The organism is Tritonibacter scottomollicae (assembly GCF_003003215.1).
GTDB lineage: Bacteria > Pseudomonadota > Alphaproteobacteria > Rhodobacterales > Rhodobacteraceae > Epibacterium > Epibacterium scottomollicae.
In genome coordinates, this window is sequence record NZ_PVUF01000009.1 from 105,292 (window position 1) to 120,946 (window position 15,655).

Annotated in this window: 14 protein-coding genes; 1 reads left to right on the top strand and 13 read right to left on the bottom strand. The window is 59.5% G+C overall.

Translation table 11 applies throughout. The annotated features are described in order from the left end of the window. Positions 1-70: 70 nt before the first annotated feature. The 3 genes from pncB to pncA form a co-directional block, all read right to left on the bottom strand. Positions 71-1,360 (bottom strand): nicotinate phosphoribosyltransferase, encoded by a 1,290-nt coding sequence (gene pncB / locus CLV89_RS14550; protein WP_106164390.1) that lies wholly within the window; start codon positions 1,358-1,360, stop codon positions 71-73. Between the two features lie 63 nt (positions 1,361-1,423). After that, complete coding sequence (locus CLV89_RS14555) at positions 1,424-3,694, bottom strand: hybrid sensor histidine kinase/response regulator (protein WP_106164391.1); 2,271 nt, start codon at positions 3,692-3,694, stop codon at positions 1,424-1,426. Positions 3,695-3,780: 86 nt separating this feature from the next. Next, the gene (gene pncA, locus CLV89_RS14560) at positions 3,781-4,374 is read right to left on the bottom strand and encodes a bifunctional nicotinamidase/pyrazinamidase (RefSeq protein ID WP_207796939.1); all 594 of its coding nucleotides are present in this window, start codon (positions 4,372-4,374) and stop codon (positions 3,781-3,783) included. A 215-nt stretch (positions 4,375-4,589) separates the two neighbouring features. On the opposite strand from pncA, the gene trhO reads away from it, so the two are divergent. After that, the gene (trhO, locus tag CLV89_RS14565; protein WP_106164393.1) at positions 4,590-5,483 is read left to right on the top strand and encodes an oxygen-dependent tRNA uridine(34) hydroxylase TrhO; all 894 of its coding nucleotides are present in this window, start codon (positions 4,590-4,592) and stop codon (positions 5,481-5,483) included. A gap of 4 nt (positions 5,484-5,487) precedes the next feature. Here the strand turns inward: trhO and CLV89_RS14570 are convergent, their stop codons facing one another. From CLV89_RS14570 to CLV89_RS14615, 10 genes are all read right to left on the bottom strand, one after another. Next, positions 5,488-6,354, bottom strand: a complete 867-nt coding sequence (locus CLV89_RS14570; RefSeq protein ID WP_243395023.1) for an alpha/beta hydrolase family protein — start codon at positions 6,352-6,354, stop codon at positions 5,488-5,490. After that, positions 6,347-6,799 (bottom strand): MarR family winged helix-turn-helix transcriptional regulator, encoded by a 453-nt coding sequence (locus tag CLV89_RS14575; RefSeq protein ID WP_106164459.1) that lies wholly within the window; start codon positions 6,797-6,799, stop codon positions 6,347-6,349. The genes CLV89_RS14570 and CLV89_RS14575 overlap by 8 nt, the downstream gene beginning before the upstream one ends. A 152-nt stretch (positions 6,800-6,951) precedes the next feature. Continuing rightward, positions 6,952-8,097 (bottom strand): iron-containing alcohol dehydrogenase, encoded by a 1,146-nt coding sequence (locus tag CLV89_RS14580; RefSeq protein ID WP_106164460.1) that lies wholly within the window; start codon positions 8,095-8,097, stop codon positions 6,952-6,954. A gap of 93 nt (positions 8,098-8,190) precedes the next feature. Next, on the bottom strand, positions 8,191-9,573 hold the full coding sequence (locus CLV89_RS14585) for an aldehyde dehydrogenase family protein (protein ID WP_106164394.1): 1,383 nt from the start codon (positions 9,571-9,573) through the stop codon (positions 8,191-8,193). Between the two features lie 102 nt (positions 9,574-9,675). Continuing rightward, positions 9,676-11,028 (bottom strand): glutamine synthetase family protein, encoded by a 1,353-nt coding sequence (locus CLV89_RS14590; RefSeq protein WP_106164395.1) that lies wholly within the window; start codon positions 11,026-11,028, stop codon positions 9,676-9,678. A gap of 75 nt (positions 11,029-11,103) precedes the next feature. After that, positions 11,104-12,138 (bottom strand): TRAP transporter substrate-binding protein, encoded by a 1,035-nt coding sequence (locus CLV89_RS14595; RefSeq protein ID WP_106164396.1) that lies wholly within the window; start codon positions 12,136-12,138, stop codon positions 11,104-11,106. A gap of 29 nt (positions 12,139-12,167) precedes the next feature. Then, positions 12,168-12,905, bottom strand: a complete 738-nt coding sequence (locus CLV89_RS14600; protein ID WP_106164397.1) for a DUF4336 domain-containing protein — start codon at positions 12,903-12,905, stop codon at positions 12,168-12,170. After that, on the bottom strand, positions 12,895-14,214 hold the full coding sequence (locus CLV89_RS14605; protein ID WP_106164398.1) for a TRAP transporter large permease: 1,320 nt from the start codon (positions 14,212-14,214) through the stop codon (positions 12,895-12,897). The genes CLV89_RS14600 and CLV89_RS14605 overlap by 11 nt, the downstream gene beginning before the upstream one ends. Beyond that, the gene (locus CLV89_RS14610; protein WP_106164399.1) at positions 14,211-14,798 is read right to left on the bottom strand and encodes a TRAP transporter small permease subunit; all 588 of its coding nucleotides are present in this window, start codon (positions 14,796-14,798) and stop codon (positions 14,211-14,213) included. Before CLV89_RS14610 ends, CLV89_RS14605 begins: the two co-directional genes overlap by 4 nt. After that, the gene (locus CLV89_RS14615; RefSeq protein ID WP_106164400.1) at positions 14,795-15,559 is read right to left on the bottom strand and encodes an N-formylglutamate amidohydrolase; all 765 of its coding nucleotides are present in this window, start codon (positions 15,557-15,559) and stop codon (positions 14,795-14,797) included. The genes CLV89_RS14610 and CLV89_RS14615 overlap by 4 nt, the downstream gene beginning before the upstream one ends. Positions 15,560-15,655: the final 96 nt, after the last annotated feature.

Consider the following 15,655-nt stretch of genomic DNA (forward strand, 5'->3'; position numbering starts at 1 on the left):
CTTTTCAGAAATACCTCGGGGGTGAGGGCCACTGGCCCGAGGGGGCAGCGCCCCCTGTCACCACCGGCGATCAGACAATCACGTCCATGCTCTCCTGTGCCCCAACACCAAAGACCCGCTTGTAGCGCGCAATCTCCTCCGCCGGTCCCATCGCTTTCTCCGGGTTATCCGACAGCTTTACCGTGGGACGTCCGTTGGCCGAGACCGCCTTGCAGACCAGCGAGAATGGCGCCAGCCCGTCATCGGGTACCAACCCGCGGAAGTCATTGGTCAGCAGTGTGCCCCAGCCGAACGACGCCTTCACCCGGCCTGAGAACTGCCGGTGCAGCTCGGCGATCTTGTCCACGTCGAGCCCGTCGGAGAAGATTACCCGCTTTTCACGCGGGTCCTCGCCGCGCTCTTGCCACCAGCGGATGGCGATCTCGGCCGCCGCCGCAGGATCGCCGCTGTCGACGCGAATGCCGGTCCAGCCCGCAAGCCAATCCGGCGCATTGTCGAGGAACCCTTGGGTGCCATAGGTATCCGGCAGGATGATGCGCAGGTTGCCGTCGTGCTCTTCGTGCCAGTCGGACATCACATCATAGGGCGCACGCGCCAGGGCGGCGTCATCCTCGGCCAGCGCCGAATAGACCATCGGCAGCTCATGGGCATTGGTGCCGATCGCTTCCACCTCGCGCCGCATGGCAATGAAACAGTTCGAGGTGCCGGTGAAGGATGACCCCAGCCCCTCCATCATCGCCTGCACGCACCAGTCCTGCCAGAGGAACCCATGCCGCCGACGGGTGCCGAAATCCGCAATACCAAGCCCGTCGATGCCGCGCAGCGTCTCGATCTTCTCCCAGACACGGGTCATGGCGCGGGCATAGAGGATCTGGAGTTCGAACCGGTCCATCTGATCCAGCACCGCGCGCGAGCGCAGCTCCATCAGCACCGCCAATGCCGGTATTTCCCACAGCATCACCTCAGGCCAGGAGCCCTCAAACGTCAGCTCGTATTGGTCGCCCTTGCGCTCCAGGTGGTAGGGCGGCAGGCGCAGCCCCTCGAACCACTCCATGAAGTCTGGGCGGAACATCTGCCGCTTGCCGTAGAACGTATTGCCGCGCAGCCAGGTGCTTTCCCCCCGGCTCAGTGACAGCGAGCGGATATGATCCAGCTGTTCGCGCAGCTCCCCCTCATCGATCAGCTTTGCCAGAGGCACCGAGGTGGAGCGATTGATCAGCGAAAAGGTGACCTGTGTGTCCGGCTTATTGCGGAACACCGACTGGCACATCAGCAGCTTGTAGAAATCCGTATCAATCAGGGACCGGACGATCGGATCGATCTTCCACTTGTGATTGTAGACGCGCGTTGCAATATCCAAGGGCCGACCTCTTCCGGTTGTTCACCGATTGATAGGACAGGCTGCGCCAGTTCAGCAAGCAGTTCAACCGCCTTCGGTCTCTCGGGCGGTTTCGGCGAATTCCAGCAACAGGTTCAGCAACTCGTGGCGCGACAGCGGTTTGCACAGGAATGTGTCCATGCCGGCCTCAAAACAGGCTTCGCGACTGGTGTCGTCCGCATTGGCGGTCAACGCGGCGATAAACGGCTGCACGATGTCGAGTTTGCGAATGGCGCGGGTTGCTTCAAGCCCATTCACCTCCGGCATCGACATATCCATCAGGATGATCTGTGGTTTGAAACCGACCGTCAGCTCCTCTGCCTCCGCGCCATTGCGGGCGAAACGCAGATTGAGTGGCGCATCAGCCAGGAATTTGCTGATCAAAAGACGATTGACCCGGTTGTCCTCGGCGACCAGCAACCGCAGCCCGTCCAGCCCTGACAGGTCCGGAAGATGGCTCACCGTTTCGGACACTGCCACCGGTACAGTCGGGTTGGAGGCCAGCTCCAGATCGAGTGTCAGCTTGAAACAAGAGCCCTTGCCAGGTGTGGATGTCACGCTGATGTCACCGCCCATGGCCTGCGCCAGCCCCCGAGAGATCGACAGCCCAAGCCCGGTGCCGCCGTATTTCCGTGAAATCGCATTATCCGCCTGCGAAAACCGCTCAAAGATATGATCCAGCTTGTCTGCCGGTATCCCAATCCCCGTGTCCTGCACCGCAATGACAGTCGCAAGCGCCTCATCGCGCATCTCGGCGCTGACCCGGATTTTGACATTGCCAGTGGTGGTGAATTTTACGGCATTGCCCACCAAGTTGACGAGGATCTGGCGCAAACGGCGATCATCCCCACACACCCAGGCGGGCACATCGGGATCGATATTGATCGAGAGCGACAGCTGTTTCTCATCCGCCTGACCACGGAGCAGAAGCGCAGTGTCGCGCACGCAGGCGTGTAGATCGAATTCCACATTGAACAGGGACACCCCGGCTGCGTTCATACGCGACAGGTCCAGCACATCGTTGATCAGCGACAACAGAGCGCGGGAGGAACTGAGGATCGTCTCGGTGTAGAGTTTCTGGTCCTCGCTCAGTTCGGTGGCCTGCAGCATCTGCGCCATGCCGATCACCCCGTTCATCGGCGTGCGGAATTCGTGGCTCATGGTTGCGAGGAACTCTTCCTTGATACGCGCGCCCTCTTCGGCTGCCCTGCGGGCTTCTTTCAATTCGCGTTCGTGCTCCTTGGTCGCGGTCACGTCCCGCTCCACCGCGATGTAGGTCTCCACGCGACCCGCATCATCGAAAACAGGGACCTGATTTGTTTCGATCCAGATGTTCTTGCCATCCTTGCGCCGATTGATCAGCTCTGCCCGAAACGGACGGGCCTCCTTGCGGCCATCCTCAATGAACCGCAATGTGTCCTTGTCAGTCGCATCACTGTTTAGGATCGCTCCCGGATTGCACCCCACCAGCTCATCAAAGGAGTAGCCGGTCATGCGCGAGAAACCGTCGTTGACCCAGCGTACGATCCCATCGCACCCGATCAGCATGACGCCATCATTGGCGTGTTCGGCGATCATTGCCAGGCGCCGCGCCTCCTGCTTCTGATCGAACAGGCGCATATAGGCATCTTCGAGCGCCTGTCGCTGCAGTGCCTGCGACCGCAGAGTGCGTCGCGCATTTCGATGCCTTTTCTGAACCAGCACCAGAAACCAGATTTGTGTCAGGGCGAAGGCCAGGAAGCCGGCGCCCATGACCTGCAAGCTTTTGCTATCGGCTTCATGTACCTGCAAGATATGCGCTGCAATCCCAAGCGGCGGCAAGAGCAGGAAGATCAAGCGCACCGTGGCCGACCACGGCGAATAGCGAAAATCAAGAGAAGCGCTTAGCGAGGCGCCAAGTACGATGCACAAGGCAAAGAAGGGCTCAACCAGCACATCATGAGAGCTGCGCTCCACATGCACTCGAAAATAAGGGATGATTGCGAAGGCGCAGATACACAGCGCATGCACCCCTGAATAGACCGAGATTACCAGATGTGCCCGAGCGAGCGGCAGCCCTGCATTCAGACGCTTGGGCAAGTTGCGCAGATATGCGGTCTCTGCCAGATCAGCGGTCAGGTAGATTGCAAAAACAAGCAAGGGCCAGAAGGTGCTGAAAATCAGCGACAGAACAAGAGTCGCTCCAACGGCTACCGAAAGGCGGCCATAGAAAAGCCTGCTGCGAATGACTGCATAGCGCGACAATAGCCCCTTGGGGCTGAACTGAGCATTGTGTAACGACAGTGGGCCGTCTGATGCAGGTTTGGTCTGCTCCATGTCACGTGTACTCGGTTGCGCCTGCTCTCTGTCGGCAGGCTCAGACATCTTCTTACAGCACTGAGATTAACAAATGACCGACTTGCTCAGGCAAATTTCACGCCCCGCTGACGCATATTCTCCATTTGGGTGCTCAGAGATCCGTCAAGGTCGATCGCCCGGCAGGCGTCGAGCACAACCCTGACGGAGAAATTGAGACGACGGGCATCCAGCGCGGAAAAGGCGACACAGAAATCCGTGGCCAAACCGACCATCGTCAGATCCGTGATCCCGCGGCTGCGCAAATATCCTTCGAGCCCGGTCGGAGTGATCTGATCGTTCTCAAAAAACGCAGAGTAGCTATCAACATCGGGACGAAACCCCTTGCGAATGATCAGGTCGCCATCGGTTCGCAAATCGGAGTGAAACGCCGCGCCCGAGCTGTCCTGCACACAGTGATCCGGCCATAACACCTGTTGGCCATAGGGCATCTCCGTCGTATCGAACGGCCCGTGTCCGGGATGCGAGCTGGCAAAGGAAGAATGCCCCGATGGATGCCAGTCCTGAGTCAGAACCACCGTATCGAACTGCTGCATCATGGCATTGATGGGTGCGACCACCTGATCTCCATCCGGCACGGCCAGCGCTCCGCCGGGGCAGAAATCATTCTGCACATCGATTACGATCAGCGCTTCGGTCATCATCGTCTCCAATATCGTTCATATCGTTGGCTCTGTCTGATCAGAAGACTGCGCCAAACAGCCTGCAAGCGCAATCAACCACAAGGTGTTTCACCCTGAGGTCGCCTGTGACTCGAACGCCAGCAAATGATATATTTCAGCTACTTATTTGCGCGCTCATGGTTGACATTTTCTCATCTTGCAAAATTGCGCACTTCGCTCTATCCGCCCCTTCTATGTACACCATTGCCGCACTCTACCAGTTCACCCGCTTTGACGATCCAGCCGCGCTAAAGCCGGCGCTGCTCGACCTGTGTCTTGCGCAAGACGTCAAGGGCTCGCTTCTGCTGGCCAAGGAAGGGATCAACGGAACGATCGCGGGGCCGCGGCGCGGGATCGACACAGTTCTTGCGCACATCAAGTCCCTGCCCGGGTGTGGCGGGCTGGAGTGGAAGGAAGCGACAGCAGAGCAAGCTCCCTTTGGCAAGATGAAGGTGCGGCTGAAGAAAGAGATCGTCACCATGGGCCAGCCCGACGTCGATCCGCGCGCCACGGTCGGCCACTATGTAGAACCGGGTGAATGGAACGACCTGATCCGCTCTGACGATGTGGTGGTGATCGACACCCGGAATGACTACGAGGTCGCCATCGGCACCTTCGAAGGCGCTCTGGACCCGAAAACCGAGAGTTTTCGCGAATTTCCGAAATGGTGGGAAGAGAACAAGGACCGCTTTCACAACAAGCGCGTTGCCATGTTCTGCACAGGCGGCATTCGCTGCGAGAAGTCGACCAACTACCTGCTCTCGCAGGGGGTCGAGGACGTCTATCACCTGAAGGGCGGCATCCTGCGTTACCTTGAGGAAATGCCCGAGGACAACAGCACCTGGCAGGGCGAGTGTTTTGTCTTCGACAATCGCGTGTCTGTCGGGCACGGGCTGGCGGAAGGCCCCCACGAGCTATGCCACGGCTGCCGACGTCCGATCTTGCCTGCCGACAAGGCGCGCCCGGAGTTCGAGGCCGGGGTCTCCTGTCACCAATGCCGCGACACCACCAGCGACGCGGACAAAGCGCGCTTCCGTGAGCGGCAGAAACAAATCCGCCTGGCGCGCGAGCGCGGCGAGCTCAGCTGACGTTTTAAAGACCGCGTTCCAACCAGCCAGATACCTCGTCCCAAAGAGCCTCACGCCCCGGGCGAAAGGCGCCTTCGTGCCCGATGCGGTTCACGCCGTACTCTCGTGGACTGCGCACGACCAGTTCCGTATCCGCACTCGGATAAACCGCGAGCAGGTCCCGTCCACTCGCGCGCGTGGCTATGGGATCATCCGAGAAGATCCACGACCGGATCGGCGCGTTGACCTCTGCATAGGCTTGAGGATGCAGGGCGCCCTCTAGATCAGGCTGGAAATAGCCCCGCCGGTGGCTCCAGCGTCTCCATGTGCGGAACAGACGCGGAGGCAGCGCCTCGCCCTGCCAGCCTCCGATCGGCATCACAGCCTTGTGCCGCCACAAAGAGTAGCTTCCCAGTCCCCACCAGAAGTAGAGTTCCTTAGGTATATTCCGCCAGTGATGGCCGCCCCAGTAACCGGTTCCAATACTGAGAAACGCATGCCGTAGCAGCCGGGATTGGTTCGGCATCAAACCCAGAAAATGCCCCCCCACACTATGCGCTACATGCGTGAGCGGGAGATCACCGGCAACGCGCGCCAGAACATCAACTGCGGCGGACATGTCATACCGGCCCCAGTCGGAGTACTCGATATTGGCAAAGCCATGCCCAGCGTTGAAGGATCCACCGATACCGCGATAGTCGTAGGTCAATACCATTGCACCCCGCCCCGCAAGATACTGTGCAAAATGACGGTAGAACCTGCGGGGAAACCCTGTGCCCGCCGACATCATCACCGCGTGTGTCGCTTCGGCTTGACTGTGGTACAGCGTGCCCGCCAGAGGCCAACCATCTGCCGCCGCAAAGCCAATGTCTTCGATCAAAGTTTCAGCCACGGGACGCTGGGCCTCCTGTGATGATCTTGTCGGCGTTGTCTTCCAGATGGGTCAGAAAGCGCCGGATCACCTCGCATTCCTCGTCGCTGAACGGAGCCAGCAAGGTTGCATTATAGTGACGCGTGTCCTGACGTGCGCGCATCGCCAGCGCTTCGCCCTTCTCGGTCAGGTGGACGAGAATGCTGCGTCCATCGGTTGTCGCCGGTTTGCGGGATACCAACCCTCGCGTGCTCAGCCGGTCTACCAGACCTGTGATGCCGGAGTTGGCCATGGAAAGCTGGGCGGCAAGTGCGGTTGATGGAAGGGCACCGTCGTTCAGCAGGATAATCAGCACCGCCATCTGGCTAGTGCTCAGATCCAGTTCCTGCCGGCCGCGATTGTCTGCAGCACGGAACAACGCGCTATGGGCCTTTTGCAAGTGATGAAAGACACGAAACCTTGTCAAACCAATCTCCTTCGCATGCAAAGCAATTTAGTTTGTATAGGAACTACTTTCAGCTCCTGACAATGGTGTCCCGACGTCAGGCAAGCGCGTCTCGATACAAAAAAGGCCACGCCCAGGGGGCGCGGCCTCTCTCATTTCGGGGGGCGACCCTGTCAGAGCGCAGCTTTGAACAGCTGCGTCAGGTTTTCTTCGGTCAGTTTGATCGGGTTTCCGCCGCAGCTCGGATCAATGATCGCGCCTTTGACCAGCTCCGGAATCGAGTCCTCGGTCACGCCCAGTTCGGAAAGGCCACGCGGGATGCCGAGACTGTCATTGAACTCCTGCACAAAGGCTCTGAAGCCTTCAAAGCCCCCCTCAATCCCGAGGTAGGCTGCCGCGATGTCAAACCGCTCCGATATCTCGGAGGCGTTGAACTCCAGCACAGCAGGCATGCAGACTGCATTGGTGGTTCCATGGTGAGTATTGAAATGCGCACCAATCGGGTGGCTCATGGCGTGGATTGCACCGAGGCCTTTCTGAAAGGCTGTCGCGCCCATGGCCGCCGCAGACATCATATGCGCGCGCGCCTCAATGTCGGTGCCATCGGCGTAAGCGCGCGGCAGGTAGTCCTTGACCAGGCGCATGCCTTCAAGCGCCATGCCCTGAGACATCGGATGGTAGTGCGGCGAGGAGAATGCCTCGACACAGTGAGCAAAGGCATCGAGGCCGGTGCCCGCGGTAATGAACTTGGGCATGCCGACGGTCAGTTCGGGATCGCAAATCACCACGGTGGGCAGGACCTTGGGGTGGAAGATGATCTTTTTCTGATGGGTAACACTGTCGGTGATCACAGAGGCACGGCCCACTTCAGAGCCAGTGCCCGCAGTGGTCGGCACCGCGATGATAGGCGCGATAGCGTCTGCATCGGCGCGGGTCCACCAGTCGCCGATATCCTCGAAATCCCAGACCGGGCGGGTCTGGCCCGCCATGAAGGCAACCATCTTGCCCAGATCAAGACCGGAGCCGCCGCCAAAGGCAATCACGCCGTCGTGGCCACCTGCCTTGTAGGCCGCGACACCGGCATCGAGGTTCTTCTCGTTCGGGTTGGGGTCCACCTCTGAAAACATCCCGCGACCAAGGCCGGCGGCCTCCATGATGTCGAGGGTGGATTTTGTCACGGGTAGATCCGCAAGCCCCTTGTCGGTGACGAGCAGTGGCTTCTTGATCCCGGCCTGCGCGCAGGCATCGGCCAGTTCCTTGATCCGACCGGCGCCGAATTTGATTGCGGTCGGGTATGACCAGTTTCCAGTGAGAGACATCAGCATGTTCCTGTGGTGAGCCGGGGTGGGGGCGCTGCCCCCGCTTGCCATACGGCAAGCTCCCCCGAGGTATTTTCAAAAAGATGAAGGGGGTTAGCCCGTGACTTTTTTCAGGTGGTAGGACTTGGGTCGGGTCAGGTTGTGATAGCCGATCATCGACAGGCCACCGCCGCGACCGGTGTTCTTGCAACCGGTCCAACACAGCCCCGGATCGAGGTAGTCGGCGCGGTTCATGAACACGGTGCCGGTTTCGATCTGATCGCCCACGGCTTGCGCGCGCTCCAGATCCTTGGTCCAGATCGAGGCGGTGAGACCAAATTCGCTGTCGTTCATCAGCTTGATGGCTTCTTCGTCGGAAGAGACCTTCATGATGCCAACGACCGGGCCGAAGCTCTCATCGCGCATCACCCGCATCTCATGGGTGACATTGGTCAGGATCTGCGGCGTCAGATAGGCGCCGCCATCGTCTGCCTCCATGGTGGCGATATGGGCCACGGCGCCCTGTTCGACCGCCTCGGCGATCTGATCGCGCACCTCTTGAGCAAAGCGCACATTGGCCATCGGGCCGATGGTCGTCTCCGCCTCAAGCGGGTTGCCGAGCTTGTAGCCATTGACCACCGCCAGGGCCTTTTCAAGGAAGCTGTCGTAAAGGCTTTCATGGACATAGATGCGTTCGATGCCGCAGCAGCACTGGCCGGAGTTGAACATGGCCCCGTCGATCAACGTGTCGACCGCCGCATCCACATCGGCGTCCTCCATGACATAGCCGGGATCCTTGCCGCCTAGTTCGGTGCCCACGCCGGTGAAAGTGCCCGCTGCGGCGCGTTCCATTGCCTGACCACCGCCGACGGATCCGGTGAAGTTCACAAAATCAAACGCCTTTTCGGCAATCAGCGCCGATGTGGTATCATGATCGAGGAACACATTCTTGAACACAGCTTCGGGCACGCCCGCTGCATGGAAGGCCTTTGCCATCCGTTCCCCGACCAGCAAAGTCTGGGTTGCATGTTTCAGCACCACACTATTGCCCGCAATGAGCGCCGGAGCGACCGTGTTGATAGCGGTCATATATGGGTAGTTCCAAGGCGCCACGACAAAGACCACGCCGTGGGGAATGCGCTTGATGTAGCGTTTGAACGTCGCGTCTTCGCCGACCTCGATATCCGCCAGCGACTCAGCCGCGATCTGCGCCAAATGTGATGCGCGTTCGTTAAACCCGCCAAACTCGCCGCCAAAGCGAACGGGACGGCCCATCATATGGGCAAGCTCCGGCACGATCTCGTCGTTCATCTCGCCAATGGCAGCCACACCCGCCATCACAAGGTCAATCCGCTCCTGAAGCGGGCGCGCCGCCCAGGCCTTCTGTGCCGTCCGCACAGCGACCACCTCGGCGCGGGCGGCGTCCAGATCCAGCGTCTCGCGGCTGGCGTAGACCGATCCGTCGATCGGCGAAATACAGTTCAGTGTCTTGCCCATTGGCCAACTCCTCCGGGGGCGCAGGATACGGCCCCGATTATGTTCAGCTTTTTCCAAATACCTCGGGTGTGCGGGGGCTGGCCCCCGCCTGTCCGCGCGATATCAGGCTTTCTCAAACCCGCGCGCAACTTCGTAGTCGGTCACCACGCGGTTGAACTCTTCAATCTCCCATTCAGCCGCGCGGGCATAATGAGTGATCACCTCTTCGCCAAAGGCCTCACGCAGCATATCAGACGCCAAAAGCGCCTCACGTGCGGCCAACAAGGTGTTCGGTATGTGCTGCTGCGGCTTACCCGCATAGGCGTCGCCAGCGAAGGCGTCCTGCAACTCGAGCTTCTCCTCGATCCCTTTGAGGCCCGCCGCCAGCATAGCAGCTTGTGCCAGATAGGGGTTCATATCAGATCCCGGCACTCGGCATTCCACCCGCACCGCCTTGCTTCCTTCACCGCACAGGCGGAAGGCGGCAGTCCGGTTATCAACCGACCAGACCAGCTGTGTCGGTGCAAAGGTGCCCTTGGCGAAACGCTTGTAGCTGTTGATGTAGGGCGCCATGAAATAGGTGAAGTCAGCCGCGTATTTCAACAGCCCCGCCATATAGTGGTCCATCAGCTTCGACTTGCCGAGCGGCGCGCTCTCATCAAAGAAGGCGTTGGCGCCCTCTTTCCACAGCGACTGATGCACATGCGCGGCAGACCCGACTCGATCATGGTGCCATTTGGGCAGGAAGGTCGCGGCATAACCCTGCTGGTGCGCGATTTCCTTGATGCCGTGCTTGGCCAGCGTGTGGTGGTCGGCGGTCGCCAAAGCCTCGTCATATTTGACGTTCAGCTCTTCCTGACCGGCTTCTGCCTCGCCCTTCGATCCTTCGATCGGAATACCCATGGCGCGCAAATGGTTGCGGATCGGGCGCATCACAGGTTCCTCCTTCGAGGTCTGCATGATGCTGTAATCTTCATTGTAGGTGGAGATTGGCTCAAGTTGCTGGAACCCACCGGCAGCGACTTCGTCATGGGTGCCTTTGAAGAGGAAAAACTCCAGCTCGGTCGCCATGACCGGCGACAGTCCCAGTTCCGCACAACGCGCGATCTGTGCCTTCAGCATTTCCCGCGGGGAATGCGCCACCGGCGCGTGGGTGTGGTGGTCGATCACATCACAGAGCACCATGGCGGTCCCATCGAGCCACGGCACCGGGCGCAGCGTCGAGAGGTCCGGCTTCATGATGTAGTCGCCGTATCCCCGCTCCCAGCTGGTGGAGGCATACCCATCGGGCGTTGCCATGGCGAGGTCGGTGGCCAGCAGATAGTTGCAGCAGTGGGTTTCACCTTCGGCCATCTCAAGAAAGGCCTCGGCGTGGAAGCGTTTGCCCATCAGGCGGCCCTGCATGTCCACAATGCAGACCAGCACGGTGTCGACCTGTCCGGCGGCGATCTGTTCCTTGAGATCCTCGAAAGTCATCTGGCGTTCCCTGTTATTCTGACAGGGGGCAGGACAAAGCCCTGCCCCCGACATATGTTGGTTTTCTTACGGAGATCAGCCGTAGCGATACGGACGACCGGCCTTGGCCATGTCGGCGTTGTACTTCTTGAAGATCTCGACAACGCGTGCCTTGGTCTCGGACTCGGCTGCGATCTCGTCCCAGAACTTCACGGCAGCGTCTTCGACCTGTTGCCATTCGGCATCGGGGATCGACGTCAGTTTCAGCTTGTCACCGTTGACCCGCAAGGACGCTTCACCACCCCAATACCACCACTGACGATAGTAGTGCGACTGATCCGTGCAGACGCGGAACAGCGCCTGCAGATCTTCCGGAAGCTCATTCCAGCGATCCATATTGGCAAAGAACGACCCGGCCCAAGCACCCGAGATATTGTTGGTCAGGAAGTGGTTGGTCACATCGGCCCACCCGACGGTGTAGTCTTCGGTAATGCCGGACCATGCGACGCCATCCAGCTCGCCGGTCTGCATCGCGACTTCGATGTCCTCCCATGGCAGGGTCACCGGCACCACGCCAAACTGGCTCAGGAAACGGCCCGCAGTCGGGAAGGTGAAGACGCGCTTGCCCTTCAGATCCTCAAGTGAGTTGATCGGGTCTTTGGTGGCAAAATGGCAGGGATCCCAGGCCCCGGCAGAGATGTGCTTCACGCCGACCTTGGAGTATTCCTCGTCCCAGATCTCGTTCAGGCCGTACTGGTTGAACAACACCGGCACGTCGAGCGAATAGCGGGACGCGAAGGGGAAATAGCCACCAAAGACGGTGACTTCGGTCGGTGACGCCATGGAGTCATCATCGGACTGCACCGCATCGATCGTGCCTTTTTGCATTGCGCGGAACAGCTCGCCGGTGGGCACCAGCTGATCGGCGTAGAACAGCTCGATCTGCATGCGGTCGCCTGCGATCTTGTTGAACATCTTGATCGCCGGATCGATCACATGAGCTGCCAGCGCAGGACCGGCATAGGTCTGCATCCGCCAGGTGATCTTGTTCTGCGCGATGGCCGGGGTGGCCAGCGGAGCCGCCGCGGCGCCCAGCGCTGTGGTCTTTAGAAAATTACGACGTGTTGTCATGTCTTTCAGTCTCCTCTGTCGGACTAAGTTCAATGGCTGTGCCCGCAGGGCCTCAGCCGTCTGAATCCTTCCCGGAGCCGTTGCGGTGCATTCTCGCGAAGGATGTCGCCATGCGCGAGCACGACGATATTGGGCTGCCAATCCAGCATCCGGGTCAGCGCATCGCGCAACTTGTCCCGATTGCCGGAGAAGGACATCCAGATGTCCAACGGCATTTTTCCATTGGGGGCGAGGATACCCGCCACCCAGGCAAAGGGTCGGATCCACAGGGGCAGATCCTTGCCATGCATGTTCTCGATCAGGTCGGTGAGCACCAGCGTGTGGCTCTTTTTGTGAAAGAACACGACCTCTGTGTGCACCTTGCTCCCCCGAACGATAAGTTGATCAATCTCACCCGACCAGTCTGTCGCAGGGCCGTCCTCCAAATCTCGATCAAAGGTGATCTCGACCTTGCGGCTCTGTGCCCGCTCCCGCACGCCGGGTGACGCCCATGCGATGGTATCAGCACAGTGGCGCTGCCAATCCGCGATGTAGGCGTAGTGAATCCAGTTGGGCGACACGAGGTGACGGATGGTGCCCAGCCTCTTCAGTTCTTCCGCCAATGCCTCTGTGTAGGCGATGGGCGAATGCAGGAAGAGGTCGCCGTTCGCCAGCCGGATGACCGTCATCCGGGTCGGGAAAGGGATCCGGTAGAAGTCGATGGTCGGACCATCCACAATCCAGATATCCTCACCCAGAGGCGTCAGGAGAGGCCCGTCATTTCCCATAGACGGTCTCCGGCAGCCACAGCGCAATTTGCGGGAACGCCATGATGATCGCCAGCGCCAGAACCATGATCCCAACAAACGGCACGATCGAACGATAGATATCCGTCAGCGAGATTTCCGGCGGGGCCATCGCGCGCATCAGGAACAGGTTGTAGCCAAACGGCGGCGTCATATAGGCGATTTGCGTGGTGATCGTGTAGAGCACACCATACCAGACCAGATCAAAGCCAAGTGCGGCCACCAGCGGCACATAGAGCGGCGCCACGATCACCAGCATGGCGGTATCATCAAGGAAGGTGCCCATGATGATGAAGCTGAGCTGCATCAGGATCAGGATCATCCAGGGGTTGAGACCCAGCTGCTCGGTGAACAGGCTGTCGATCGCCTTGACCGCGCCGAGACCGTCAAACACCGCGCCAAAGCCAAGGGCCGCGAGAATGATCCACATGAACATGCAGGAAATCGCCAGCGTGCTCTTCGTGCAGGATTCGAAGATCTTCCAGGTCATGCGGCGCTTTGCGACCGATGCCGCCAATGCGGTGAGCGCGCCAATGGCTGAGCTTTCCACCAGCGAGGTCCAGCCGTTGACGAACGGCACCATCATCGCGGCAAAGATCATCAACGGCAGCGCCCCGGCCCAGAGCAGACGCAGCTTCTCGGCCCGCGGGACCTCATGCGCATCTTCCATGGCCGGGCCCAGCTCCGGGTTCGCTTTGCAGCGCAGCCAGATGTAGAGGATAAACAGGCCCGCCATCATCAGCCCCGGCACGACCCCGGCAAGCCAGAGCTGCCCGACCGGCTGACGCGCAATCATCGCATAGAGCACCAGAACCACCGAGGGCGGCACCAGAATGCCTAAGGAGGACCCCGCCTGAATGACGCCGGTCACCATGGTTTTGTCATAGCCGCGCCGCAGAAGTTCCGGCAGCGCGATCGTGGCACCGATGGCCATGCCCGCCACCGACAGGCCGTTCATGGCCGAAACCAGCACCATCAGGCCGATGGTACCAATTGCAAGCCCGCCATTGATCGGCCCCATCCAGACATGGAACATCTTGTAGAGGTCATCGGCCAGGCGGCTCTCGCTCAGCACGTAGCCCATGAAAATGAACATCGGCAGGGTCAGCAGCGGGTACCATTTCATCAGCTTCATCGCAGCTGAGAAGGGGATATCATAGCCGCCCACGCCCCACAGCAGCAGCGCCGCTACGGCACCCACCGCGCCAATGGCACCAAAGACGCGCTGCCCAGTAAAGAGCATCAGCATCATCGATGCAAACATGAAGATGGCGATATATTCCTGGCTCATGAGGCGCGCTCGCTTGGGATGTCATGGCCCTTGAGGCGGGCGATATCTTTGAAGAGTTCCGAGATGGCTTGCAGCAGCATCAAGAAGAAGCCGAAGACCATGATGGATTTGATTGGCCAGATGAAAGGGCGCCACGCGGTGGACGCACGCTCCATATGGCCAATTTCTTCGGCGCCGGTGATCAAGCCCCAGAAGAAGGCAAAGGGATTGTCGCCCCAATAGCCCAATGAATACGCCGTGGATCCAAGTCCGCCGTAGAACAGAATGGCCAGATAGGTGATCAGCGCCAGGACGGTGAAGGCATCGAACCACGCTTTCCGTCGTGTCGACCAATTGTGATAGAACAGATCCATGCGCACGTTCGAGCCCAACTGGATCGAGTAAGCGCCGCCGAGAATGTAATAGGTGACCATGGCAAATTGTGCCATTTCCAGGGTCCAGAGCGAGGGCAGAAAGAAGGTCTTGGAGATCGAGGACCACAACAGGATCCCCATCATCGCAAACAACCCCCACATCATCACGCGGCCGATCCGATAATTTACCGCATCAACCACGCGCACATATCCAAGCATGGCGCCGATCATGCAAACGCCTCCTTCAGGGTGGAGCGGATCCAGGGCGCGAGCTGTTCAGCCCAATCCGCTTGCTGCTCCGCCGTGGCAATCAGATCGTTTCGTATTTCCAGCATGACGTTCAGCAGCCCGTTGTCGCAGCCATGCAAATCCAGCGTATGTGCAACCCCGTCCGCGGCGCTGTACGGTTCATTCAACCGAACATTCCACGGCAAGGTTTCGGGCTGCCTGACCATCATCGCCTCGGCAAAGCGATCATCGCGCCCATGCAGCAGACCCAACTCCACCGCCCGGCTCTCGCCTTTGTAGATCGGCGTGAAGCTATGCACCGTGACCATCAGGCGCAACGCGTCCTTGCCCCGGTTAATTTCATCGGCAAGCGCGGCGCAGAACGGTTCGTACACCGCCTGCACACGCTGCGCACGTGCGGCATCCGACAGATTTTGATTGCCCGGCACGTCAAAAATCTCTGACGCTGCGGGAATTGCGGTCGGTGACTCCGGCGGTCGGTTGAGGTCATAAACCAGACGCGAGATGCGCCCCTCGACAAGCGGGCCCTGCAACAGTTCTGCCAGTTTGCGGGCCACGCCCAGCGCACCTGGATCCCAGGCAATGTGACTATTGCGTGCAGAGACTTCGAGGCCAAGATCCGCCAAACCCGGAGGGATCCAGTTGGCGGCGTGTTCACACACCACAATCACCTCAGCCCCAGCAGCTGATGAGGTCGTTGAGAAGGAGGGACCGAAGTCAAAGGCAGAGGAATCCGTATTCATATGTAGCATGCTCTTCAGCCGGCACCGTTCTGTCAATATGGTTTCTGTAAAAATTCTTTCATCATCATCCGTTCTGTAATAAAATGCGAAAAACCT

Bases quoted from the DNA above. Each gene is read 5' to 3' on its own strand.
- CLV89_RS14580 (WP_106164460.1), bottom strand. From the start codon at position 8,097: ATGTCTCTCACTGGAAACTGGTCATACCCGACCGCAATCAAATTCGGC.
- CLV89_RS14610 (WP_106164399.1), bottom strand. From the start codon at position 14,798: ATGATCGGCGCCATGCTTGGATATGTGCGCGTGGTTGATGCGGTAAAT.
- CLV89_RS14615 (WP_106164400.1), bottom strand. From the start codon at position 15,559: ATGAATACGGATTCCTCTGCCTTTGACTTCGGTCCCTCCTTCTCAACG.
- CLV89_RS14585 (WP_106164394.1), bottom strand. From the start codon at position 9,573: ATGGGCAAGACACTGAACTGTATTTCGCCGATCGACGGATCGGTCTAC.
- CLV89_RS14605 (WP_106164398.1), bottom strand. From the start codon at position 14,214: ATGAGCCAGGAATATATCGCCATCTTCATGTTTGCATCGATGATGCTG.
- trhO (WP_106164393.1), top strand. From the start codon at position 4,590: ATGTACACCATTGCCGCACTCTACCAGTTCACCCGCTTTGACGATCCA.
- pncA (WP_207796939.1), bottom strand. From the start codon at position 4,374: ATGACCGAAGCGCTGATCGTAATCGATGTGCAGAATGATTTCTGCCCC.
- CLV89_RS14590 (WP_106164395.1), bottom strand. From the start codon at position 11,028: ATGACTTTCGAGGATCTCAAGGAACAGATCGCCGCCGGACAGGTCGAC.
- CLV89_RS14595 (WP_106164396.1), bottom strand. From the start codon at position 12,138: ATGACAACACGTCGTAATTTTCTAAAGACCACAGCGCTGGGCGCCGCG.
- CLV89_RS14600 (WP_106164397.1), bottom strand. From the start codon at position 12,905: ATGGGAAATGACGGGCCTCTCCTGACGCCTCTGGGTGAGGATATCTGG.
- CLV89_RS14555 (WP_106164391.1), bottom strand. From the start codon at position 3,694: ATGGAGCAGACCAAACCTGCATCAGACGGCCCACTGTCGTTACACAAT.